We start from the raw sequence: 21,428 nt of genomic DNA, 5'->3' as shown, positions 1-21,428 counted from the left end.
GTGGGCCCCGACCCGTCGCCGTCACGGTCGGTCAGATCACCGAGTCTCGGCTCACTCCGGCGAGCTCTTGGACTCGACCTTGATCTTGCCGCTGATGATGTCCTGCTGGAGCTGGGTGATCTTGTCCTTGAGGTCCTGCGGGACCTTCGAGTCGAAGTCGTGGAACGGCGCGAGGCCGACACCCTTGTTCTCGAGCGTGCCGACGTACGGGTCGTTGGAGAACGATCCGCCCTTGGTCGTCTTGATGACGTCCTCGACGGCGGCGCCGATCTCCTTCACGACGGACGAGAGGATGATGCTCGCGTAGTCCGGGTTGGCGACGGCGCCGTCCGAGTCGACCCAGATCACCGAGACGTCCTTGCCGTCCGAGTTCGCGTCCTTCGCGGCCGCGAGCGTGCCCGCCCCGACCGGCCCGGCGACGGGGAGGATGATGTCCGCGCCCTGGGAGATGAAGGTCTGCGTGAGCTGCTGACCCTTCGACTGGTCCTCGAAGTCGCCGGTGAACGAGCCGTTCTGCTTCTTCACGTCCCAGCCCAGGACCTTGACGCTCTTGCCGTTGTCCTCGTTGTACTTCGCGACGCCGTCGGCGAAGCCGTCCATGAAGATCGTGACGGTCGGGATCTGGATGCCGCCGTAGGTGGCGACCGTGCCCGTCTTGGTCATGCCCGCGGCCAGGTAGCCCGCGAGGTACGCGGCCTGGGCGGTGTCGAAGCTGATCGGCTTGACGTTGTCGAGCGTGATGGTCTTGCCGTTGGCGTCCTGGGCGGTGGAGTCGACGATCGCGAACTTGGTGTCCGAGTGCTGCTTCGCGGCGTCACCGGTCGCGGTCGCGAGCAGGAACCCGACCGTGATGATCAGGTTGCAGTTCTGCTGCTCCATGTTCGCGATGTTGGGCGCGAAGTCGGACTCCTGCTTCGACTCGGCCGTCGCGATCTTGACGCCGAGGTCGGACTCCGCCTTCTTGAGCCCGTCGTAGCCGGACTCGTTGAACGACTTGTCGTTGAAGCCGCCCGAGTCGGAGACCATGCAGGCCTTGAAGTTGCTGGCCGCGGCGCTCCCCGTGCCGCTGCCCTTGTCGTCGCCCGGCGCCTGGCCGCAGGCCGCGAGCGCCAGGACCCCGGCGACCGCCAGCGCGCCCAGCTGCATGAACCTCTTCGATGTCGACACTGTCGAACCCCTCCGTCGTCCTGGTTGAGACTCCCCCACCCGCACCCCGCGGGTGTGCCGAGACCGGCTCGCACGTCGTCGGACGGACCGGCCCCGGGTCTTCAGGTGAACTCTAAGCACCCGGAAGGTCACCGCACGTTACCGGCGGGTAACGCCGGAGGTACCGATACCAAAGTGTGACGATCGGGGGCGCCGCCCACCCGCCGAGTGCGACGTAGTCGGGCTCGCGGGTGGATGCGGCGAGCTGGTCCGGGCTCCCGTGCGCCGACCAAGGGGCCGCGCGCCCTCCTTGACGTCCTTCAGCTCCCCGCGACCAGCCCGCTCGGCCGTCGCCTCACCCTCACCGCCGGTGTGGGCCTACCTCTCCGTCGGCGCATCCTCGCAGTCGGCGTCCCCGGCGCCAGGCAGCACGAACCCTCCGAGGCGGCGCCAGATTCGCGCTGCCTGACGCGAATCGTGCTGCTTCGCGGGCGCCTCGGTCTCTTCGGCCGGCCACTTCGCCGTCGGCGGACGCGGGCGCCGTCGTCGGTGGGCCGGCTCGACCACGGGGCTGTCCACGATGTCCCGCACCGAGCAGAGGTTGTGCGCGCTCCCGTCGTCGAGAGTGTGGCCGATCGGACGGTCGACGAGCCCCGGGGTGGACGCCTGCATGGTCAACGGGCACCGGTCGCCGCGCGCGGGACACGCCCCCGCAGAGGTGGAACGTCACACTCGGCGGGCCCCGCGTCGCACTCGGCGAACGGAACGTCACCGTCGGCGAGGGTCCTCAGAGGGTCGCCGCGCGGGCGAGGAGGCCCATGCCGACGCCGATCGCACGCTCGTCCACCTCGAGGTCGCCCTGGTGGATGTCGAACGTGCGCCCGCCCGGGGTACGGGTGCCGAGCCGGGCCATCGCCCCGGGCACCTTGGTCAGGTACCAGGCGAAGTCCTCGCCGCCGAGCGACTGCTCCGTCAGGAGCACCGCGTCCGGCCCGTGCAGGTCCCGCGCGGCCGCCTCGAGCCGGGCCGTGGACGCCTCGTCGTTGTCGACGGGCGGCACCCCGCGCACGTGCTCGAGCTCGACCTCCACGTCGTACGGCGCGACCACCTGCTGGACGGCCTCGTCGAGCACCTCACCCGCCCGCTCCCAGGCGCGCACGTCCAGGCAGCGCATGGTGCCCGCGACCGTCCCGGTGCCGGGGATCGCGTTGTGCGCGACGCCGGCGTGCACGGCACCCCACGTGAGGTTGACGCCCGACCGCGGGTCGAGCCGCCGGCCCAGCACCGCCGGCACCTGCGTGATGACCTGGCCGAGCGCATAGACGACGTCGCCCGTGAGGTGCGGGCGCGACGTGTGGCCGCCCGGCGAGGTGATGGTGACGGTGATCGCGTCCGACGCCGACGTGATCGGCCCGATGCGCGTGCCGACCTGGCCGACGTCGATCTTCGGCTCGGCGTGCACCGCGAAGATCCGCTCCACGCCGTCCAGACCACCCTGCTCGACGACGTCGAGCGAGCCCCCGGGCATGACCTCCTCGGCCGGCTGGAAGATCAGGCGCACCGGGCGGGGCAGGAGACCGTCGTCGTGCAGGCGAGCGAGGACGAGGCCCGCGCCGAGGACGACGGCGGTGTGCACGTCGTGCCCGCACGCGTGGGCGACGCCGGGCACCGTGGACGCGAACGGCAGCCCGCACGCGTCGTCCAGGGGCAGCGCGTCGATGTCGGCGCGCAGCGCCACCGCCGGGACCTCCGGGCCGGAGCCGCGGGGGCCGTCGCGGCCGACGTCGCACACGAGGCCCGACCCCTCGAGGAGCCGCGGCTCGAGGCCGGCGGAACGCAGCCGGTCGGCCACGACGCGCGTGGTGCGGACCTCGGTCCGCGCGAGCTCGGGGTGCGCGTGGACGTCGCGGCGGACCGCCACGAGCTCGGGCTCGAGCTCCCGGACGAGCGCGGCGACGCGGGCCGCGAGCGCGTCCGCTGCGGGCACCGGGGCCGTCGACGGGGTCGCCGCCGTCACAGGAGGTCGTCCAGCCCGCGCTCGTGCAGCTCCTGCACGACGTCCTTGACCTGCTGGGCGCGGGCGCGCGTGGTCACGAGGATCGCGTCCGGCGTGTCCACGACGACCACGTCGTCGAGGCCCAGGACGGCGATCGGCCGGCCCGCTGCCGGCACCAGCACGGAGCCCGCGGACTCGACGCGCACGACGTTCGCCTCGTCGCCGAGGATCTTCGTGCCCGTGCCGTCCAGCGACGGCAGGAGCGCGGCGAGCGAGTTGAAGTCGCCGACGTCGTCCCACCCGAACGTCCCGGGCACGACCGCGACGCCGCCCTCGGCTGCGACGGGCTCCGCGACGGCGTGGTCGATGGCGATCTTCTCGAGCCCGGGCCAGGTGTCCTCGAGCACGGCGTCGCGCTCCGGGGTGTCCCAGGCCGCGGCGATCCGGACGAGGCCGTCGTGCAGGGCGGGGCGCAGGCGCTGCAGGTGGCCGAGCAGCACGGAGGTGCGGACGAGGAACATGCCCGCGTTCCAGCGGTAGTCCCCTGTCGCGAGATAGGCGCGGGCGGTCGCGGCGTCGGGCTTCTCGGTGAAGCCCACGGCGTGCAGCGCCGTCGGCGCACCCTCGACGCCCAGGGACGCGCCGCTGCGGACGTACCCGAACGCCGTCGACGGGCGCGAGGCCGCGATCCCCACGGTCACGACGTAGCCGGCGCGTGCCGCCTCGACGCCCTCCCGGACCGCCTGCTCGAAGGCGTCGCGGCCCGCGATGACCTGGTCGGCCGCGAACGACCCGAGCACGACGTCCCCGTGCCGCTCCTGCAGGATCGCCGCCGCGAGCCCGATGGCGGCCATGGAGTCGCGCGGCGACGGCTCGGCGACCACCGCGTCGTCGGGCAGCCCGGGCAGCTGTTCGCGCGCGGCGGCCACGTGCGCGCGGCCGGTGACGAGGACGACGTGGCCCGGTCCGGCGAGGGGCTCGAGCCGGTCGACGGTCGCCTGCAGGAGCGACCGGCCGGAGCCCGTGAGGTCGTGCAGGAACTTGGGCGCGCCCGCGCGTGACAAGGGCCACAGGCGGGTGCCGGCACCTCCCGCGGGGACGACGGCGTAGAAGCCGGGGATCGGGCCGTCGGCGCCGGGCGCGCTCGGCGCCCCGCCAGGGGAGGTGGACTGCGGCATGCACCGAGCATAGTGAGCGCGGAGCCTGTGCGATGCGTCACAAAACCTTCACGATCGGCGGCCGACACCCCGTGGTCGGCGCTCGGACCTGGCGTCGTGTCATTACAGTGGGGCGCAGTGGGGTGGTGTCCTGACCCTCGTCCCGACGGCGTCGTCGAGCATTCGCCGAGTGTTCGTGGGGTGTGCGGCGGACTCCGGGCACCGCTCACCGAGAACGCTCACCCAGCCCTCGGACGAACTCGCCACAGGAGGCCCCCGAAGTGCCCAGTGCACCCGCAGGCACGCTCTACCGCGGCCATGAAGGCATGTGGTCCTGGGTCGCGCACCGCGTGACCGGCGTGCTGATCTTCTTCTTCCTTCTCGTGCACGTGCTCGACACGTCGCTCGTGCGCGTCTCGCCCGAGGCGTACAACGACGTCATTGGCACGTACAAGAACCCGATCATGGGCCTCGGCGAGGCCGGCCTCGTCGCCGCCATCGTCTTCCACGCCTTCAACGGCATCCGCATCATCCTCGTGGACTTCTGGGCCAAGGGCCCCAAGTACCAGAAGCGGATGCTGTGGATCGCGCTCGCGCTGTGGGTCGTCGCGATGGCCGGCTTCCTGCCGCGCCAGCTCATGAACGTCTTCGGGGGGAACTGACATGGCCGAGACCACCACCGAGAAGCCGGTCATCTCCTCGCCGCGCGACCCCTACAAGCGCCGCAAGACGACGCGCGGCAACTACGAGCTCTACTCGTGGGTGTTCATGCGGGCGTCGGGCGTGCTGCTGATCGTCCTGATCTTCGGCCACCTGTTCGTCAACCTCATGGTCGGCGACGGCGTGCACGCGATCGACTTCGCGTTCGTCGGCGGCAAGTGGTCCTCGCCGTTCTGGCAGGTCTGGGACCTCCTCATGCTCTGGCTCGCGATGCTCCACGGCACCAACGGCGTGCGCACGGTCATCAACGACTACGCGGAGCGCGACGCCGTGCGCATGACCCTCAAGGTCCTGCTGTACCTCGCGGCCGTGATCACCGTCGTCCTCGGCACCCTCGTGATCTTCACCTTCACCCCGTGCCCGACGGGCGAGCCCGCGGACCTGCTGCCCGCCTTCTGCTCCGCCTGAGGCCGCGGGCGCGACGGGCCCGTCCCGGCGCCGCCTGCACGCCCGGGACCACAGGACTCCCCCGAACACTCGCCAAGGAGGCATCGGCACCGATGCAGACCCACCAGTACGACGTCGTCATCGTCGGCGCGGGCGGCGCCGGGATGCGCGCAGCGCTCGAGGCCTCGGGCCGCGCCCGGACGGCCGTCATCTCGAAGCTCTACCCCACGCGCTCCCACACCGGCGCCGCGCAGGGCGGCATGTGCGCCGCGCTCGCGAACGTCGAGGAGGACAACTGGGAGTGGCACACGTTCGACACCGTCAAGGGCGGCGACTACCTCGTCGACCAGGACGCGGCCGAGGTCATGGCCAAGGAGGCCATCGACGCGGTGCTCGACCTCGAGCACATGGGCCTGCCGTTCAACCGCACCCCCGAGGGCCGGATCGACCAGCGCCGGTTCGGTGGCCACACCCGCAACCACGGCGAGGCCGCCGTGCGCCGCGCGTGCTACGCCGCGGACCGCACCGGCCACATGATCCTGCAGACGCTCTACCAGAACTGCGTCAAGCAGAACGTCGAGTTCTACAACGAGTTCTACGTCCTCGACCTGATCGTCGACCACGACCTGTCCGCGGGCCACGTGCCCGAGGGCGAGGAGGTCAACGCGACCGGTGTCGTGGCCTACGACCTCGCGACCGGCGAGATCCACGTCTTCCAGGCGAAGTCGATCGTCTTCGCGACCGGCGGCGCGGGCAAGATCTTCAAGACCACCTCGAACGCCCACACGCTCACGGGCGACGGCATGGCCCTCGCGCTGCGCCGCGGCTTCCCGCTCGAGGACATGGAGTTCTTCCAGTTCCACCCGACCGGCCTCGCGGGCCTCGGCATCCTGCTGTCCGAGGCGGCCCGCGGCGAGGGCGCGATCCTGCGCAACTCCGAGGGCGAGCGCTTCATGGAGCGCTACGCCCCGACCATCAAGGACCTCGCGCCGCGCGACATCGTCGCCCGGTCCATGGCCAACGAGGTGCGCGAGGGCCGCGGCTGCGGGCCGAACAAGGACTACGTGCTCCTCGACCTCACGCACCTCGAGCCCGCGCACATCGACGCGAAGCTCCCGGACATCACCGAGTTCGCGCGCACCTACCTCGGCGTCGAGCCGTACACCGAGCCGGTGCCCGTCTACCCGACGGCGCACTACGCGATGGGTGGCATCCCCACCAACATCCAGGCCGAGGTGCTGCGCAACGACCAGGACGTCGTCAAGGGCCTGTACGCCGCCGGCGAGTGCGCCTGCGTGTCCGTGCACGGCTCCAACCGCCTGGGCACCAACTCGCTGCTCGACATCAACGTGTTCGGCAAGCGCGCGGGCCGCGCGGCCGCCGAGTACGCGCTGACCGCCGAGTTCCGCGAGCTGCCCGAGGACCCGACGGCGAGCGTCGTCGCCGAGCTCGAGAACATGCGGTCGCGTCCCGACGGCGAACGCGTCGCGGACCTGCGCAAGGCGCTGCAGGAGACCATGGACCGCAACGCCCAGGTGTTCCGGACCGCCGAGTCGCTCACCGAGGCCCTCGACGACGTGCGGGCGCTCCAGAAGCGCTACCGCAACGTGTCCGTCCAGGACAAGGGCCGCATGTTCAACACCGATCTCCTCGAGGCGCTCGAGCTCGGCTTCCTGCTCGACATCGCCGAGGTCACGGTGGTCGCGGCGATCAACCGGAAGGAGTCGCGCGGCGGCCACTTCCGGGAGGACTTCCCGAAGCGCGATGACGTCAACTACATGAAGCACACGATGATCTACCGCCGGCCCCTGGCCCAGGACGGCGAGGCGGCGGAGGTCTTCGACGGGTCGGACGAGTACTTCTCGCACGCCGAGGAGTTCGACGACTACCAGGTGGTGCTCGGCTCCAAGCCGGTCACCGTGACCCGCTACCAGCCGATGGAGCGTAAGTACTGATGACTGCCCTCGCTGACCGCCCCGCCGCCACGGACGCCGAGCCGAAGGCCGGCGCGATCCCCAGCTTCGACGTCACGCTGCGCATCCGCCGGTACCTGCCCGAGTCGAGCCACGGCACCGAGTCCTACTGGGACGAGTTCACGGTCACCGTGCACGGCACGGACCGCGTGCTCGACGCGCTGCACCAGATCAAGTGGGACCACGACGGCTCGCTGACGTTCCGCCGCTCGTGCGCGCACGGCGTGTGCGGCTCGGACGCCATGCGCATCAACGGCCGCAACCGGCTCGCGTGCAAGACGCTCCTCAAGGACGTCAACCCCGACAAGCCGATCACGATCGAGCCCATCAAGGGCCTGCCGGTCGTCAAGGACCTCGTGGTCGACATGGAGCCGTTCTTCGCGTCCTACCGCGAGATCATGCCGTTCCTGGTCACGGACGGGCACACCCCGACCAAGGAGCGCCTCCAGTCGGCCGAGGACCGCGCCCGCTTCGACGACACCACCAAGTGCATCCTGTGCGCCGCGTGCACGAGCTCGTGCCCGGTGTTCTGGAACGACGGCCAGTACTTCGGCCCGGCGGCGATCGTCAACGCGCACCGGTTCATCTTCGACAGCCGCGACGAGGGCGCGAGCCAGCGCCTCGAGATCCTCAACGACAAGGAGGGCGTGTGGCGCTGCCGCACGACCTTCAACTGCACCGAGGCCTGCCCGCGCGGCATCGAGGTCACCAAGGCGATCCAGGAGGTCAAGCGCGCGATGATCACGCGCGCCTTCTGAGCCTCCCCGGCCGCAGCGTGCCGAGCACGCGCGACCACCACGACGGGCGGCCGTCCTCCTGCGGGAGGCGGTCGCCCGTCGTCGTGCCCGGGCCCGGCGCCGACCCCCGGGGCGGGCGCCGCGCGCCGGCGAGGTACCGCACCTGCCCCGCGGTGCCCGACGCGTCGGCCGCGCTCGCCACCCGCGCCACCTCGCGCGGCCGGGCGAGGCGGCGCGCCCGGCTCGGGTACACGTCGTCGGGCGCCGGGTCGGAGATCCACGCAGCGACCAGCAGGAGCACCCGCGCCACGAAGTTCACGAGCAGGAGCACCGTGACGAGGGCCGCGAAGGAGCCCAGGAGTGCGTTCTTGGACGCGCTCCCGACGATCACGCTCGTCCCGAGGTAGCGCAGCCCTCCCAGGACGACGGCCGCCACGACCGCCCCACGGAGCGTCTCGGACCACCCCGCGCGCGAACCCCCGAGGACACGGAGCACGTAGACGACGACGAGCGTGTCCACGACGCCGGCGACCACGAGCCCGAGGCCCGAGACCAGGCCGCTGACCTCGTCGGGCAGGCCCAGGGTGCGCACGAGCCAGGACGACGCCGCCGTCGCGACCACGCTGACGACGGACGAGGCCACGACCGCGACGAGCAGCACGAAGAACGCGCTGAGGTCCTTGAGCTTCCCGACGACGAAGTTCACCGGTTCGCGTGCCAGCCCCAGCATGATCCGCACCGCGCCCCGGAGCGCGCTCATGAAGGACATGACGGTCCAGAGGAGGACGAGCGCCGCGACGACGCCGGCGAGCGAGCTCGCGCTCAGCAGCAGGTCGTCGGGCTTGATCACGCCCTTGCCGTCACCCAGGTCGATGAGGCCGGGCACCGCCTTGTTGATCTCCTTCAGCAGGTCGTCACGCAGACGCTCCCGTCCGCCGAGCACCGCCATGAAGATCGTGTAGCCGATCGCGAGCGCCGCGAAGAGCGCGAACAGGGCCGTGTAGGCGAGGCCGCCGCACAGCAGGCCACCCCGCGAGACGCTGAACCGGGCCTGAGCGCGCGCGATCCGGGTCTGCTTCCACCACGCGAGGACGGCCTCCTCGCGGTGCACGGCGGTCGTGACGAGCTGCGCCGTCGAGGACGGCAGGAACGCCGGGAGCCAGCCCGGGCGCTCGCCCGCTGCGGGCCGCGCGAGCAGCGCGACCCGGAGCTCCCGCAGCGACCGACCGAGCGTGCGGCGGTGCCGCTCCTCGCCCTGGTCCCGCCGTGCTCCGGGTGGACGACGGCCCGCGACGCGCATCCCGCCGGCGTCGTCGGGCCGGGCGGCGCGCGCCCCGGGGCGCGGGCGCTCGACCTGGCGGCTCATAGCCCTGACCGTAGGGGGCGCAGCGCGTCCTCGCAGCGGTTCAGGCTGCGTCCACGCTTCCGAGCGGGAAGCCCTGGACCGGACGCCAGACCCCGTCGTCCCCGTGCTCGAAGAGATGCACCTCGTCGACGCTGAACGTGGCCTCGTAGTCCGCCATGCCGTCGAAGGCCGCATCGAGGAGCTCATCGGAGACCTCGTGGGCGACCGTGACGTGCGGGTGGTAGTTGAACCGCAGGGGGAAGTCGAGGGGGCCGGTGCGGACCGCGGCCTCGAGCCGCTCACACTCTGCTATCCCGACGGCGACCTGGGCGAAGACCACGGGCGACACGGGCCGGAACGTCCCGGCTCCCCGCAGGACCACGTGGAACGGCTCCTGGCTGGCCGCGGCCTTGCGCAGGTGCTCGATCGTGTCCGCCAGCTCGTCCCGCTCGACCACGCTCGGGCCGAGCACGGTGATGTGCGGCGGGATCGCGTCCGCCTGCGGATCCCCGAAACGGCGCCGGGACTCCCCCAGCTCGGCGCCGAACGGCGGGGGCACCGCGATCGCGACGCCGATACGCACCTGTGCGTCCGTCCGGTCCGGTAGGTTCGGCATCCCCACATTCTGACAGGCTCCGGGACCTGTTCCGAAACCGGGGTCCGACGCAGCACGCAGGTCCGCGGGCACGCTCAGGTGGCCTCGTCGTCCCACGGCACAGGCCCCGAGCCGGGGACGTACGTGGCGCCCGCACGGAACGGCATCGACGCCGCGGGGTCGAGGGCAGCCGACGCCGGCGTGCCCGCGGGGACCCCCGCGGGAGCACCGGCGGACGGGTTCGCCGTGGCCTTGGCAGCGCCGGCACCACCGAGCCCGACGGCGTTCGCGACGTCGGAGAGCGTGCCGCGTGTGTCGTCGTCGAGCAGGGCGTCGCGCACGATGCGGCGCGGGTCGTAGCGGCGCGGGTCGAGCGCCTGCCAGTCGACGCCCGCCCCGTCTCCGAGCTCCTCGTCGAGACGCGAGCGCGTCGAGGTCACGAACTCCCGGCCACGCTTGACGAGGCGCGCGAGCTGCTCGGCGTAGCCCGGCAAGCGCTCGGGTCCGATCACGATCACGGCGACGACGAGAAGCACGAGCCACTCGCCGCCGTTGATGTCGAACACGTCCGTCAGGGTACCGCCCGGACCTGGGCGCCCGAGGAGCCCGCGAAGTACCCGCGCTGAGGCCTACTTCGCGGTGGGGCGGCGTCGAGATGCCCGAGAAGTCCGTCCACGCCCGATCCTGCCGTCCAAGGCACGTCGGACCCACCCCGGTAGCATCGCCGTGGCACCTGCGCCGCACGCGCGCCGCAGGCGGAATGCCGGCGGCAGGACCGCCCGGCGGAGCGCGGGAGGTCACCATCACGGGCGAACGGTTCGGTGGTCCGGAGGGCAGAGGCCGGACGGGCGGCAGGGGCTCCGCCACCGCGACGGGCACGGACGGGTCGGGCCGCGCGCTCACGTGGACCTACTGCGAGGAGTTCGTCCCCGAGGACGAGCACCAGCTTCGCGCCCGCGAGCTCGCCCTCGAGCTCGAGCTCGACCGTCCCGCGATCCTCCCCGGCACGGGCAGCGTCCTGCGCGTGCTGGCTGCCGCGCTCCAGGCGCGCTCCGTCGTCGAGATCGGCACGGGCACCGGCATCGGCGCCTTGTGGCTGCTGGGCGGGATGCCCGACGACGGGGTCCTGACGACCATCGACCCCGACGTCGCGCTCCAGCGGGCCGCGAAGCAGATCCTCTCAGGGGCGGGCGTGCGTCCGGCGCGGCTGCGCGCCATCGCGGGGCGCCCCGCCGACGTGCTGCCCCGCCTCGCCGACGGCGCCTACGACCTCGTGCTCGTCTCCGGCGACGTCCACGGGTACCCCCAGGGCGTCGAGGAGGGCCTGCGGCTGCTGCGCCCGGGCGGCGTGCTCGCCGTCGACGCCGCGCTCGGGCACGACCGGGTCGCGAACCCGGCCCGCCGCGACGAGGTCACGACGCTCCTGCGGGACGTGGGCCGCGCGGTCCGGGACGACGAGCGCCTGGTCCCCGCGCTCCTGCCGTCCGGGGACGGGCTGCTGCTGGGCGTGCGCCGCTGAGCCGTCGCACGGCCTCTCAGGGCAGGAGGTCGAGCGCGTCGAGCAGAAGGCGTGCGCCGAACCCCGTCGCGCCCTCGACGACCTCGTGCCGGTTCTTCGTCGAGCGAGCCGTGCCCGCGATGTCGAGGTGGGCCCACGGCACGGTGCCGGTGAAGGCGCGCAGGAACAGCGCAGCGGTGATCGACCCGGCGCCCCCGGGCGGCTGGGTGGGGACGTTGCGCAGGTCCGCGACCTCGGAGCGGAGCGCGTCGGCGTAGTCCGCGACGAGCGGCATCCGCCACACCGGTTCCCCCGTGCGCGCCGCGGCCCGCTCGAGCGCGCGAGCCACGGCGTCGTCGGTCGCGTAGAGCGCGGCGTGCCCGTCCCCGAGCCCGACCGCCGCCGCGCCGGTGAGCGTCGCGACGTCGACGAGCACGTCGGGCGCCAGCTCGCGCACCGCGAGGTCGAGACCGTCGGCGAGCAGCAGCCGCCCCTCGGCGTCGGTGTTGGCGACCTCGACGGTCGTGCCGCCGTGCAGGCGCAGCACGTCCCCCGGCCGGTAGGAGGCCGCGCCGAGGTGGTTCTCCGCGAGGGGCAGGACGGCCGTGACCCGGTGCTGGGAGCCGGCCTCCGCGGCCGCGAGCACCACGGCGAGCGCGACGGCCGCGCCCGCCATGTCCGTCTTCATGGGGACCATCGCGGTGCGCGGCTTGAGCGAGAGGCCGCCCGTGTCGTAGGTGACGCCCTTCCCGACGACGACGACGTGCCGGCCGGGAGCGGCGCCGTCGGGCCGGGGGTCGTGGCTCACGACGACGAGCCGCGGCGTCCGCGCCGAACCGCCGCCGACCGCGAGGATGCCGCCGAAGCCCTGGGCCGCGAGCTCGCGCGGCCCGAGCACGCGCACGTCGAGCCCGGCGGACGTCGCGAGGTCGCGGGCACGGTCCGCGAGCCACGCCGGGTCCTTGGTGCTCGACGGCGTGGCGGTCAGGTCGCGCGCGAGCCAGGTCGCACGGACCGCGCACCGAACGCGGACGAGCACCGGCTCGGCGTCGAGCGCGGGGTCGAGGAGGACGAGCTGCTCGGCGGGGCGGGGGCGCTCGTCCGGCGTGCCGCTCCAGCGCTCGGGGCGGTAGGCGGCGAGGAGGTACCCCTCGGCGAACGCTCGCAGGCCGTCGTCGGACGCGCCGGCGGTCGCGACCGACACGACCCGCTCGAGACCCGCGGTGCGGCGGGCGAGCGCGGCGCCGGCGCGGCGGAGGTCGGTGGGCGACCCGTCCCCGATGCCGAGGAGCACGATGCGCCGTGGCAGCTCGGACCAGGGGAAGGACTCGGCGGCACCGCGGTGCGGCCGGGGCAGGTCGACGACGGCGGCGTCACCCGCGCGGCCCTGGAGGCCCTGGCGCTCGGCCATCTCGCCGAGGTCCACGTGGTAGAGCGCGGAGGCATCGACCGTGCCCGCGCGGGGCTGCGGCCCCTCGCCCGGCTCGGGCGGGGGCGCGACCGCGACGACGACGGCACTGACGTCGTCGTCGGTCAGGAAGGTGCACCCGGGAAGGCTCCCGAGTGCACCGACGACCTCCGGGAGGTCGCGCGACATCAGCCGACGACGGCCTGGAGAGCCTCTCCGAGCTCCGAGGCCTCGGTCGCGTTGAGCTCGACGACGAGACGGCCACCACCCTCGAGCGGAACCCGCATGACGATGCCACGCCCTTCCTTGGTGACCTCGAGGGGTCCATCACCCGTACGTGGCTTCATCGCGGCCATGAGCGGCTCTCCGTTCGTCGTGGTCATCAAAGACGTACCGGCCCGGGATGGTGCGAAAGGGCCACGGACATTCTAGTTCACGTGACCCACACCACCGACGCACCCGTCCTCCATACGGGCCGGTGCCCGGTCAGGGCGCCCAGTCGGCCGGCGGCTTGAACCGCCACAGCTCCCAGACCCAGTCGACCTGGCCGTACAGGGACAGCAGGACGAGGACCGTGAGCACGCTCCCGAACACCCAGCGGCGCCGCGCCCACCCCACGAGGATCGCGAGGTACGGGAAGGCGAGCAGCGCGAATCGCCACGTCGACGTCCACGGGTCGGTCACGAGCACCAGGTACGCGGTGTAGGCGATCGTCCAGCCCTGGAGCTCGGGACCGAGGCGGAACGCCACCGGGCTGAGCGCGAGGAGCCCGAGCACGACGAGCACCACCGCGAGCACCAGCGGGCCGCGGTCGTGGAAGAGGATCTTGGCGTTGGTGACCCACGGCGTGAAGTAGTGGACGGAGCCGGAGCGCCAGGCCGCCTGCGTCGCGAAGTACGCGTCGCTGCGCCCCGTGACCCGGCCGGCGATCACCTGCCACGCGACCCCCGCGACCAGGCAGGTGCCCAGCAGCGTCCCGAGCGCCCCGACGTCGCGCACCGAGAACCGGTCCCGGGCCGCGCGGTCCGGGTGCCGCCGCGCCGTCGGCCCCCACGCGCCCCACACCCGCCACAGCACGTGCCAGACGACGACGCACGCCATCGGCAGCGCGACCGCGCGCGTGAAGCCCAGCAGGACGACGACCGGGACCGCCCAGAAGTACCGGCGCACCGCGAGCAGGTACAGCGCCGACGCGATGAGCAGCAGCGCGAGCGCCTCGGTGTACGCGGTCTGCAGGACGGGGGACGACGGGAACACGCTCACGAGCAGCACCGTCGCGAGCGGCAGCCCCGGCACGAGCGCCGTCGCCCGGTGGCCGCCCCGCTGGACGAGCCGGTAGATCACCAGCACGGCCCCCGCGCCGAGCAGGAGCGAGACCGTGGGAGCGAGGAACGTCCACGACAGCCCCGTCACCGCCATGAGCGCACGGAGCACCAGCGGGAACAGCGGGTAGAACGCCCACGCGTTCTGCTGGACGGCGCCGTCCTGGCCGAGCGGGAGCGTGTGCGGGTAGCCGTTCTCGGCGATGTGCAGGTACCAGGTCGCGTCGAACATGCGGCCCACGTAGTCCGCGTACGACGGGTCGGCGCCCGTCCAGCCGTTGGCGACCTGGTGGGTCGCGACCCGCACGAACACCGCGGCCGAGAACGCACGCGCCAGCCCGTACACGACGAGCACCTGGACCCACCACGGCCAGGTGCGGGGGTCGACGCGGCCCCTCATGCGATCCCTCGCACGGCAGCCGACGGCGGGCGCTCGCCCCGGATCGCGGCGACCATGTCCACCACGCGACGGGTGGCCCGCACGTCGTGGGCGCGGAAGACCGTGGCGCCCAGCCACGCGGCCACGGCCGTGGACGCGAGCGTCCCCTCGAGCCGTTCCTCGGCCGGGAGGTCGAGCGTCTCCCCCACGAAGTCCTTGCGGGAGAACGCCACGAGCACGGGGTACCCGAGCGCGACGATCGGCTCCGTGCGGCGGACGAGGTGGAGCGAGTGCCACGTGTTCTTGCCGAAGTCGTGCGTCGGGTCGACGAGGACGCTGCGCGGCGGCACCCCGCACGCGACGGCACGCTCCGCGCCCGCCCGCAGGGTCGCGAGGACGTCGAGCACGACGCCGTCGCGCGGGTCGACCGGGGCCACGCCGTCCGGCAGGGGGTCCGGGAGCGGCTCGGGCAGCGGGTACGAGACGCGGCACGGGTCGGTGCGCGGCGGCTGGCCGCCGGTGTGCGAGCACACGACCCCGACGCCCGCACGGCCCGCCACCTCGACGAGGCGCGGGTCGTGGCCCGCCCACGTGTCGTTCACGAGGTCCGCGCCCGCGTCGATCGCGGCGTCCGCGACCTCCGCGCGCCACGTGTCCACCGAGACGAGCAGGTCGGGCAGCTCGCGTCGCACCTGCGCCACGAACGGCACGACGCGTGCGATCTCGTCGGCGACCGTGACGTCCGGCCCGACGCCCGCGCGCACGCCGCCCACGTCGAGGATCTCGGCGCCCTCCTCGGCCGCACGTTCGGCGGCCGCGAGCGCGGCGGCGTCGTCGGCGTGGCGGGCGCCCGCGTAGAACGAGTCCGTCGTGCGGTTCACGATCGCCATCACGACGGGGGCGTCGCGTCCCAGCTCCCGACCCCGCAGGACCAGCGGCGCCGACGACGGCGGGACGGGCGTCACGTCGCGGACGACTGCGACTCGGGGGTCGCAGCGGGCTCGTCGTGGGCCCGGGTCACGAGCCGCACGGCCTCGGCCGGGTCGTCGACGACGTGCAGGAGGTCGAGGTCGGAGGCGCTGATCGTGCCGTGCTCGACGGCGGCGCTGCGCAGCCACGCGACCAGCCCCGTCCAGTAGTCGCTGCCGACGAGGACGATGGGGAACCGGGTCACCTTGCGGGTCTGCACGAGGGTCACGGCCTCGAAGAGCTCGTCGAGCGTGCCGAAGCCGCCGGGCAGGACGACGAAACCTTGCGCGTACTTGACGAACATCGTCTTGCGCGCGAAGAAGTACCGGAAGTTCACGCCGAGGTCGACCCAGCGGTTCATGCCCTGCTCGAACGGCAGCTCGATGCCGAGGCCCACGGAGACCCCGCCGGCCTCGCACGCGCCCTTGTTGGCGGCCTCCATGATGCCCGGGCCGCCGCCGGTGATCACGGCGTAGCCGGCCTCGACGAGCCCGCGGGCGATCTCGACGCCGCGCGCGTAGTCGGGATGCTCGCGGTGCGTGCGGGCGGACCCGAACACGGAGATCGCGGGTCCGAGCTCGGCGAGCGCGCCGAACCCCTCGACGAACTCCGCCTGGATGCGCAGCACGCGCCACTGGTCCTGGTGCACCCAGCCCGCGTCGCCGCGCGACTCGAGCAGACGCTGGTCGGTGGTCTCCCGGGGGACCTGGTTCCCGCGGAGCATCACGGGTCCCTTGCGGTACGCATCGGGCGCCTCGTCGGGCTCGGGCTGTGCCGGGTCGGTGGGGACGGCGGGACTGGCCATGGGACTCTCCGGTGCGGCGGTGCGGACGGTCAGGGGGTCGGACGCGCGACGGGGCGGTCAGCGTGTCAGCCAGGCGCGCAGGGCGTCGTGGCAGAGGGTGATCTGGGCGGCCGCGACGTGCTCGTCGTCCTTGTGGGCGAGCAGCGGGTCGCCGGGGCCGAAGTTCACGGCGGGCACGCCGAGCTCGCTGAACCGGGCGACGTCGGTCCAGCCGTACTTGGGGGCAGGTTCGCCGCCCGTGCGCTCGAGGACGGTCTTCGCGAAGTCGGCCGCGGCGGGGGCGTCGAGACCCGGGCGCGCGCCGGGCGCCGCGTCGGTCACCGTCACGTCGAAGCCGTGGAGCAGCTCGCGCACGTGGGCGGCGGCGTCCTCGACGCTCCGGCTGGGCGCGAAGCGGTAGTTGACCGTCACGACGGCACGGTCCGGGATGACGTTGCCCGCGATCCCGCCGGTCACCCCGACGGCGTTGAGCGACTCGCGGTAGGCGAGACCGTCGACCTCGACGGTCTGGGGCTCGTAGGCCGCGAGCCTGCTCAGCACCTCGCCCGCGGCGTGCACGGCGTTGACGCCCATCCACGCGCGCGCGGAGTGGGCCGCGACGCCCGTGAGCACGACGTCGGCGCGGAGCGTGCCGTTGCAGCCGCCCTCGATCCCGGCGTTGCTGGGCTCCGCCACGATCGCGAAGTCGCCCGCGAGCAGCTCGGGGCTCGTGCGCGCGAGGCGCCCGAGACCGTTGAGGTCGCTCGCGACCTCCTCGTGGTCGTAGAACACCCACGTCACGTCGTAGGACGGTTCGGCGAGCTCCGCGGCGAGCGCGAGCATGATCGCGACCCCGCCCTTCATGTCGACGGTCCCGCGGCCCCACAGCTCGGCGTGCGCGCCCTCCCCCACGACGCGCACCGGGAGGTTCGCGGCCACGGGCACGGTGTCGAGGTGGCCCGCGACGACGACGCGCCGGTCGCGGCCGAGCGTGGTGCGCGCGACGACGGCGTCGCCGTCCCGCACGACCTCGAGGTGCGCCAGCGCGGAGAGCGCGCCCTCGACGACGTCGGCGAGGGCCTTCTCGTTGCCGCTGACCGACTCGACGTCGCAGATCTGCCGCGTGAGCACGACCGGGTCGTGCAGGGCGAGCGGGAACGTCGGGTACGGCTGGGCGGAGAGCGGGGTACCGGTCACGCCCCGACCCTACCGGCGGCTGCCGTCGGGCTGCTGAGAATCTCCTACGCTGGTCCCCATGACCGCACGCACCGCATGGGGCTACGGCCTCACCACCGTCACCGACTCCGGGACGGACCTCGACCGTGTTCTCGATGCCTGGTACCCGTCGCCGCGACTCGGCGCGCGCCCGGCCGACACGACGCCGCCCGACGTTCTCGCGGCCGCCGAGCGCACCGACGCGCTCCGGGGTGTGCGCACCGCGCTGGTGCTGACCGAGATCGACCTCGACACCGCTCCCGCCTCGACCGCGGACGTGTACCTGCGCCTCCACCTGCTCTCCCACCGCCTCGTGCGCCCGCACGAGGTCAGCCTCGACGGCGTCTTCGGCCTGCTCGCGAACGTCGTGTGGACGAGCGCCGGGCCGTGCGCCGTCGACGGCTTCGAGGAGGTCCGGGCGCGCCTGCGCGCCGCCGGGCAGCACGTCACTGTGCACGGCGTCGACAAGTTCCCCCGCATGGTCGACTACGTGCTGCCGTCGGGCGTGCGCATCGCCGACGCCGACCGGGTCCGCCTCGGCGCCCACCTCGCGTCCGGCACGACCGTCATGCACGAGGGCTTCGTCAACTACAACGCCGGCACGCTGGGCACCTCGATGGTCGAGGGCCGGATCTCGTCGGGCGTCGTCGTGGGCGACGGCTCGGACGTGGGCGGCGGCGCCTCGATCATGGGCACGCTGTCGGGCGGCGGCAAGACCGTCGTCTCGCTGGGCGAGCGCTGCCTGCTGGGCGCGAACGCGGGCCTCGGCATCCCGCTCGGCGACGACTGCGTCGTCGAGGCCGGGCTCTACGTGACGGCCGGGACGAAGGTCACGGTCGTCGGGCGCGACGGCGCCGACGACGTCGTGGTGAAGGCCAGCGAGCTCGCGGGTCGCGACGGGCTGCTGTTCCGCCGCAACTCGCTCACCGGTCGGGTCGAGGTCGTGGGCCGCGAGGGCGTGGGCATCGAGCTCAACGCCGCGCTCCACGCGAACTGAGCCCCGGGCCGAGCACCACGTGCCACTCCCGCACCTCGACCGCGAGCACGCCGGTCGCCACGCTCCGGTCGTCGGTCTCGGCGAGCCGTCGCGCCTCGTCGATGCCGGGCGCGGCCAGGACCGTCATGCCCTCGCCGCTCTCCTTCTCGAGTGGCCCGGCGGCCACGAGCGTGCCGTCCTGGGCGCGACGACGCAGGAACGCATAGTGCTCTCCGATGCCCGGGTGGTCGAAGACGCTCGTGCCGGCGGCGACCGCGCGCCCCGGGCTGTGGCGCAGCACGTACAGCACGGTGGGGCGCTCGGTATCCGGGTCGGCGGTCATCTCGCGGCTCCTCTCGGGAGGCCGTGCCGTGGGGCGTGACGACCATTCTGCGTCGTCCACGACGGCGGCGCGCCCGTGGACGGCGTCCCGTTCCCGCCGACGACGGCGCCGCGCGCGCCGCGCCGTCGTCGGCCTGGTCGTGGCCGCCCTGCTGCTCGGTGGTGCCGTGGCCGGGATCGTCACGCTGCTCGACCACCTCGACGTGCGGCACGTGCGGACCATTACCGAGGGGTGCACGGCCGAGCTGGATGGCACCCGCTGGTGGCTCGCCCCCGAGAAGGCGGACAACGCGGCCACGGTGACGGCCGTCGTCGTGCGGCGCGGGCTGCCCGCGCACGCGGCGACGATCGCGCTCGCGACCGCCCTCCAGGAGTCCAAGCTGCGGAACCTGTCGTACGGCGACCGCGACTCGGTGGGGCTCTTCCAGCAGCGGCCCTCGCAGGGCTGGGGCACCGCGAAGCAGCTCCAGGACCCCGTGTATGCGACGAACGCGTTCCTCGACGTCCTCGTCAAGGTCGACGGCTGGCAGGACCTCGCGGTCACGGAGGCGGCCCAGAAGGTGCAGCGCTCGGCGTTCCCGGACGCCTACGGGCAGCACGAGACGCAGTCGCGCGCCTGGGCGTCCGCGCTCACGGGGCACTCCCCGGGCGTCGTGACGTGCACGTTGCGCCCGGTGCCCGACGACGTCGACACCGCCGCGGACGCCCGCGAGCTGGAGGCGCGGGTCGCGCGTGACTTCGCGACGGCCGTGACGTCGTCGGGCACGGCCCCGACCCTGACGCTCGACGCGCGCGCCCTCCCCGGCGCGGACGGCACGAACGCGTGGGCGGTCGCGCAGTGGACGGTCGCCGTCGCGCGCGCCTACGACGTCGAGCAGGTCCGCGTGGGCGACCGGCGCTGGACCCGCGCGTCGGCCACCTGGTCGAAGGTCACGGCCACGAAGGGCGCGACGTCGTCGTCGAAGCTCGCGACGGGCCGGGTGGCGATCACGCTGGCGACCCCGCCGAAGTAGTACGGCCGCCGGTATACCTCGCGAGGTATACCGGCGGCCGTACTACTTCGCGAGATCCCGGTCAGCGCGACCCGACGGGCACGTACGCCCGCTCGGTCTCCCCCACGTACACCTGACGCGGCCGACCGATCTTGGTCTGCGGGTCGTTCATCATCTCGCGCCACTGCGCGATCCAGCCGGGCATCCGGCCGAGCGCGAAGAGCGGCGTGAACATGGCCGGCTCGAACCCGAGCGCCTTGTAGATCAGGCCCGTGTAGAAGTCGACGTTGGGGTACAGCTTGCGCTGGATGAAGTAGTCGTCGTTGAGCGCGATCTCCTCGAGGCGCTTGGCGATGTCGAGGAGCTCGTCGTTCTTGCCGAGCGTCGCGAGGACGGCGTCGGCGGACTTCTTCACGATGGCGGCGCGCGGGTCGTAGTTCTTGTAGACCCGGTGCCCGAAGCCCATGAGGCGGACGCCGTCCTCCTTGTCCTTGACCTTCTTCATGAAGGTGTCGACGTCGTACTCGGCGTTCTGGATCTTGTCGAGCATGAGGAGCACGGCCTCGTTGGCGCCGCCGTGGAGCGGGCCGGAGAGGGCGTTGATGCCGGCGGAGACCGACGCGAAGAGGTTGGCCTGCGCGGAGCCGACGATCCGGACGGTCGACGTGGAGCAGTTCTGCTCGTGGTCGGCGTGGAGGATGAGGAGCTTGTCGAGGGCCTCGACGACGGCGGGATCGGCGTCGTACTGCTCGTAGGGCCGCGCGAAGGTCATGCGGAGGAAGTCGTCGACGTACCCGCGCGAGTAGTCCGGGTAGAGCAGGGGCTCGCCGACGCGCCGACGGTGCAGGTACGACGTGATGGTGCGCGTCTTGGCGAGGAGCAGGACGGTCGCGAGCTCGACGGTCTCCGGGTCGGACGGGTCGAGCGACTCGGGGTAGAACGTCGCGAGCGCGTTCACCGCCGAGGCCATGACCGCCATGGGGTGCGCGTTCCGCGGGAAGGTGCCCATGAACGTGCGGAAGTCCTCGTGGACCAGCGTGTGGCGGTTGACGCGCTCGGTGAAGGCGTCGAGCGTCGGCTGGTCGGGAAGCTCGCCGTGGATGAGCAGGTAGGCGACCTCGAGGAAGGTCGACTGCTCCGCGAGCTCGTCGATTGCGTAGCCGCGGTAGCGCAGGATCCCCTGGTCCCCGTCGATGTAGGTGACGGCGGACGTGCAGGACGCGGTGTTCATGAAGCCCGGGTCGACGGTGACGAGCCCGGTCTCCTTGAGGAGCGACGAGACGACGATGCCGTCGTTGCCCTCGGTCGCGTGGACGACGGGCAGCTCACGGCTGGTGCCGCTGACGGTGAGCTCCACGGCGTCGGGCGCGGGGGCGCTGGGGGTCTGGGTCATGACTTCCTTCCTGGACGCTCGGACGGCGGGTGGCGCGGTGGCCGCTCGCGCGAGCATCGACGCCCGGGCACGCGGCGGCCTCGCAGCAGCACAG

General features: G+C 73.0%; 21 protein-coding genes. 7 read left to right on the top strand and 14 right to left on the bottom strand.

What is annotated here, in order from left to right:
- Positions 1 to 51: 51 nt before the first annotated feature.
- The 3 genes from KDY119_RS05655 to KDY119_RS05645 all read right to left on the bottom strand — a co-directional run bounded on the left by KDY119_RS05655 (position 52) and on the right by KDY119_RS05645 (position 4,320).
- Positions 52 to 1,146, bottom strand: coding sequence for a BMP family lipoprotein (locus tag KDY119_RS05655; protein WP_036951947.1), 1,095 nt, complete (start codon positions 1,144 to 1,146; stop codon positions 52 to 54).
- Between the two features lie 787 nt (positions 1,147 to 1,933).
- A complete protein-coding gene (locus KDY119_RS05650; protein ID WP_036951953.1) occupies positions 1,934 to 3,163 on the bottom strand; it encodes an amidohydrolase in 1,230 nt (409 codons plus the stop codon).
- Positions 3,160 to 4,320, bottom strand: a complete 1,161-nt coding sequence (locus KDY119_RS05645; RefSeq protein ID WP_036951956.1) for a mannose-1-phosphate guanylyltransferase — start codon at positions 4,318 to 4,320, stop codon at positions 3,160 to 3,162. The genes KDY119_RS05650 and KDY119_RS05645 overlap by 4 nt, the downstream gene beginning before the upstream one ends.
- A 260-nt stretch (positions 4,321 to 4,580) precedes the next feature.
- Between KDY119_RS05645 and sdhC the strand changes: the two genes are divergently transcribed.
- From sdhC to KDY119_RS05625, 4 genes are all read left to right on the top strand, one after another.
- Entirely contained in the window at positions 4,581 to 4,961 is a 381-nt protein-coding gene (gene sdhC / locus KDY119_RS05640; protein ID WP_083890945.1) for a succinate dehydrogenase, cytochrome b556 subunit, read from the top strand.
- Between the two features lies 1 nt (position 4,962).
- Positions 4,963 to 5,427: a succinate dehydrogenase, hydrophobic membrane anchor protein gene (sdhD, locus tag KDY119_RS05635; protein WP_036951962.1), complete on the top strand. Its 465-nt coding sequence runs from the start codon at positions 4,963 to 4,965 to the stop codon at positions 5,425 to 5,427.
- 92 nt (positions 5,428 to 5,519) lie between these two features.
- Positions 5,520 to 7,361, top strand: a complete 1,842-nt coding sequence (sdhA, locus tag KDY119_RS05630; protein WP_036951964.1) for a succinate dehydrogenase flavoprotein subunit — start codon at positions 5,520 to 5,522, stop codon at positions 7,359 to 7,361.
- Positions 7,361 to 8,137 carry a succinate dehydrogenase iron-sulfur subunit gene (locus KDY119_RS05625; protein WP_036951967.1) on the top strand — a complete coding sequence of 259 codons (777 nt, stop codon included), beginning with the start codon at positions 7,361 to 7,363 and terminating at the stop codon, positions 8,135 to 8,137. Before sdhA ends, KDY119_RS05625 begins: the two co-directional genes overlap by 1 nt.
- On the opposite strand, the gene KDY119_RS05620 is transcribed toward KDY119_RS05625, so the two are convergent.
- The 3 genes from KDY119_RS05620 to KDY119_RS05610 form a co-directional block, all read right to left on the bottom strand.
- Positions 8,121 to 9,482, bottom strand: a complete 1,362-nt coding sequence (locus KDY119_RS05620; protein ID WP_153022045.1) for a YihY/virulence factor BrkB family protein — start codon at positions 9,480 to 9,482, stop codon at positions 8,121 to 8,123. The genes KDY119_RS05625 and KDY119_RS05620 overlap by 17 nt on opposite strands.
- 40 nt (positions 9,483 to 9,522) lie before the next feature.
- A complete protein-coding gene (locus tag KDY119_RS05615) occupies positions 9,523 to 10,077 on the bottom strand; it encodes a 2'-5' RNA ligase family protein (RefSeq protein WP_036944264.1) in 555 nt (184 codons plus the stop codon).
- A 74-nt stretch (positions 10,078 to 10,151) separates the two neighbouring features.
- Positions 10,152 to 10,622, bottom strand: coding sequence for a twin-arginine translocase TatA/TatE family subunit (locus tag KDY119_RS05610; protein WP_153022044.1), 471 nt, complete (start codon positions 10,620 to 10,622; stop codon positions 10,152 to 10,154).
- A 194-nt stretch (positions 10,623 to 10,816) separates the two neighbouring features.
- Between KDY119_RS05610 and KDY119_RS05605 the strand changes: the two genes are divergently transcribed.
- Complete coding sequence (locus KDY119_RS05605; RefSeq protein ID WP_153022043.1) at positions 10,817 to 11,575, top strand: O-methyltransferase; 759 nt, start codon at positions 10,817 to 10,819, stop codon at positions 11,573 to 11,575.
- A 16-nt stretch (positions 11,576 to 11,591) separates the two neighbouring features.
- On the opposite strand, the gene KDY119_RS05600 is transcribed toward KDY119_RS05605, so the two are convergent.
- The 6 genes from KDY119_RS05600 to dapE form a co-directional block, all read right to left on the bottom strand.
- The gene (locus KDY119_RS05600) at positions 11,592 to 13,151 is read right to left on the bottom strand and encodes a leucyl aminopeptidase family protein (RefSeq protein ID WP_153022042.1); all 1,560 of its coding nucleotides are present in this window, start codon (positions 13,149 to 13,151) and stop codon (positions 11,592 to 11,594) included.
- Positions 13,151 to 13,318 carry a DUF3117 domain-containing protein gene (locus tag KDY119_RS05595; protein WP_064506638.1) on the bottom strand — a complete coding sequence of 56 codons (168 nt, stop codon included), beginning with the start codon at positions 13,316 to 13,318 and terminating at the stop codon, positions 13,151 to 13,153. The genes KDY119_RS05600 and KDY119_RS05595 overlap by 1 nt, the downstream gene beginning before the upstream one ends.
- 130 nt (positions 13,319 to 13,448) lie before the next feature.
- The gene (locus tag KDY119_RS05590) at positions 13,449 to 14,684 is read right to left on the bottom strand and encodes a hypothetical protein (protein WP_036951978.1); all 1,236 of its coding nucleotides are present in this window, start codon (positions 14,682 to 14,684) and stop codon (positions 13,449 to 13,451) included.
- Entirely contained in the window at positions 14,681 to 15,628 is a 948-nt protein-coding gene (gene folP, locus KDY119_RS05585; protein WP_227994537.1) for a dihydropteroate synthase, read from the bottom strand. Before folP ends, KDY119_RS05590 begins: the two co-directional genes overlap by 4 nt.
- The gene (locus KDY119_RS05580; RefSeq protein WP_036951981.1) at positions 15,625 to 16,437 is read right to left on the bottom strand and encodes an LOG family protein; all 813 of its coding nucleotides are present in this window, start codon (positions 16,435 to 16,437) and stop codon (positions 15,625 to 15,627) included. The genes folP and KDY119_RS05580 overlap by 4 nt, the downstream gene beginning before the upstream one ends.
- Before the next feature lie 57 nt (positions 16,438 to 16,494).
- Positions 16,495 to 17,613, bottom strand: coding sequence for a succinyl-diaminopimelate desuccinylase (gene dapE / locus KDY119_RS05575; RefSeq protein ID WP_083890946.1), 1,119 nt, complete (start codon positions 17,611 to 17,613; stop codon positions 16,495 to 16,497).
- Between the two features lie 58 nt (positions 17,614 to 17,671).
- Between dapE and dapD the strand changes: the two genes are divergently transcribed.
- The gene (gene dapD / locus KDY119_RS05570; protein ID WP_036951984.1) at positions 17,672 to 18,628 is read left to right on the top strand and encodes a 2,3,4,5-tetrahydropyridine-2,6-dicarboxylate N-succinyltransferase; all 957 of its coding nucleotides are present in this window, start codon (positions 17,672 to 17,674) and stop codon (positions 18,626 to 18,628) included.
- On the opposite strand, the gene KDY119_RS05565 is transcribed toward dapD, so the two are convergent.
- Complete coding sequence (locus KDY119_RS05565) at positions 18,603 to 18,950, bottom strand: YciI family protein (RefSeq protein ID WP_148284212.1); 348 nt, start codon at positions 18,948 to 18,950, stop codon at positions 18,603 to 18,605. The genes dapD and KDY119_RS05565 overlap by 26 nt on opposite strands.
- 139 nt (positions 18,951 to 19,089) lie before the next feature.
- On the opposite strand from KDY119_RS05565, the gene KDY119_RS05560 reads away from it, so the two are divergent.
- Positions 19,090 to 19,962, top strand: coding sequence for a hypothetical protein (locus KDY119_RS05560; protein WP_227994536.1), 873 nt, complete (start codon positions 19,090 to 19,092; stop codon positions 19,960 to 19,962).
- 61 nt (positions 19,963 to 20,023) lie between these two features.
- Here KDY119_RS05560 and KDY119_RS05555 read toward each other — a convergent pair whose 3' ends face one another.
- The gene (locus KDY119_RS05555; RefSeq protein WP_083890947.1) at positions 20,024 to 21,334 is read right to left on the bottom strand and encodes a citrate synthase; all 1,311 of its coding nucleotides are present in this window, start codon (positions 21,332 to 21,334) and stop codon (positions 20,024 to 20,026) included.
- Positions 21,335 to 21,428 lie beyond the last annotated feature (94 nt).

Origin of the sequence: Luteimicrobium xylanilyticum, from assembly GCF_009429125.1 — a bacterium.
Classification (GTDB): domain Bacteria; phylum Actinomycetota; class Actinomycetes; order Actinomycetales; family Cellulomonadaceae; genus Luteimicrobium; species Luteimicrobium xylanilyticum.
Note: the sequence above shows the minus strand (reverse complement) of the source record. Positions and strands in the feature narration are given on the sequence as shown.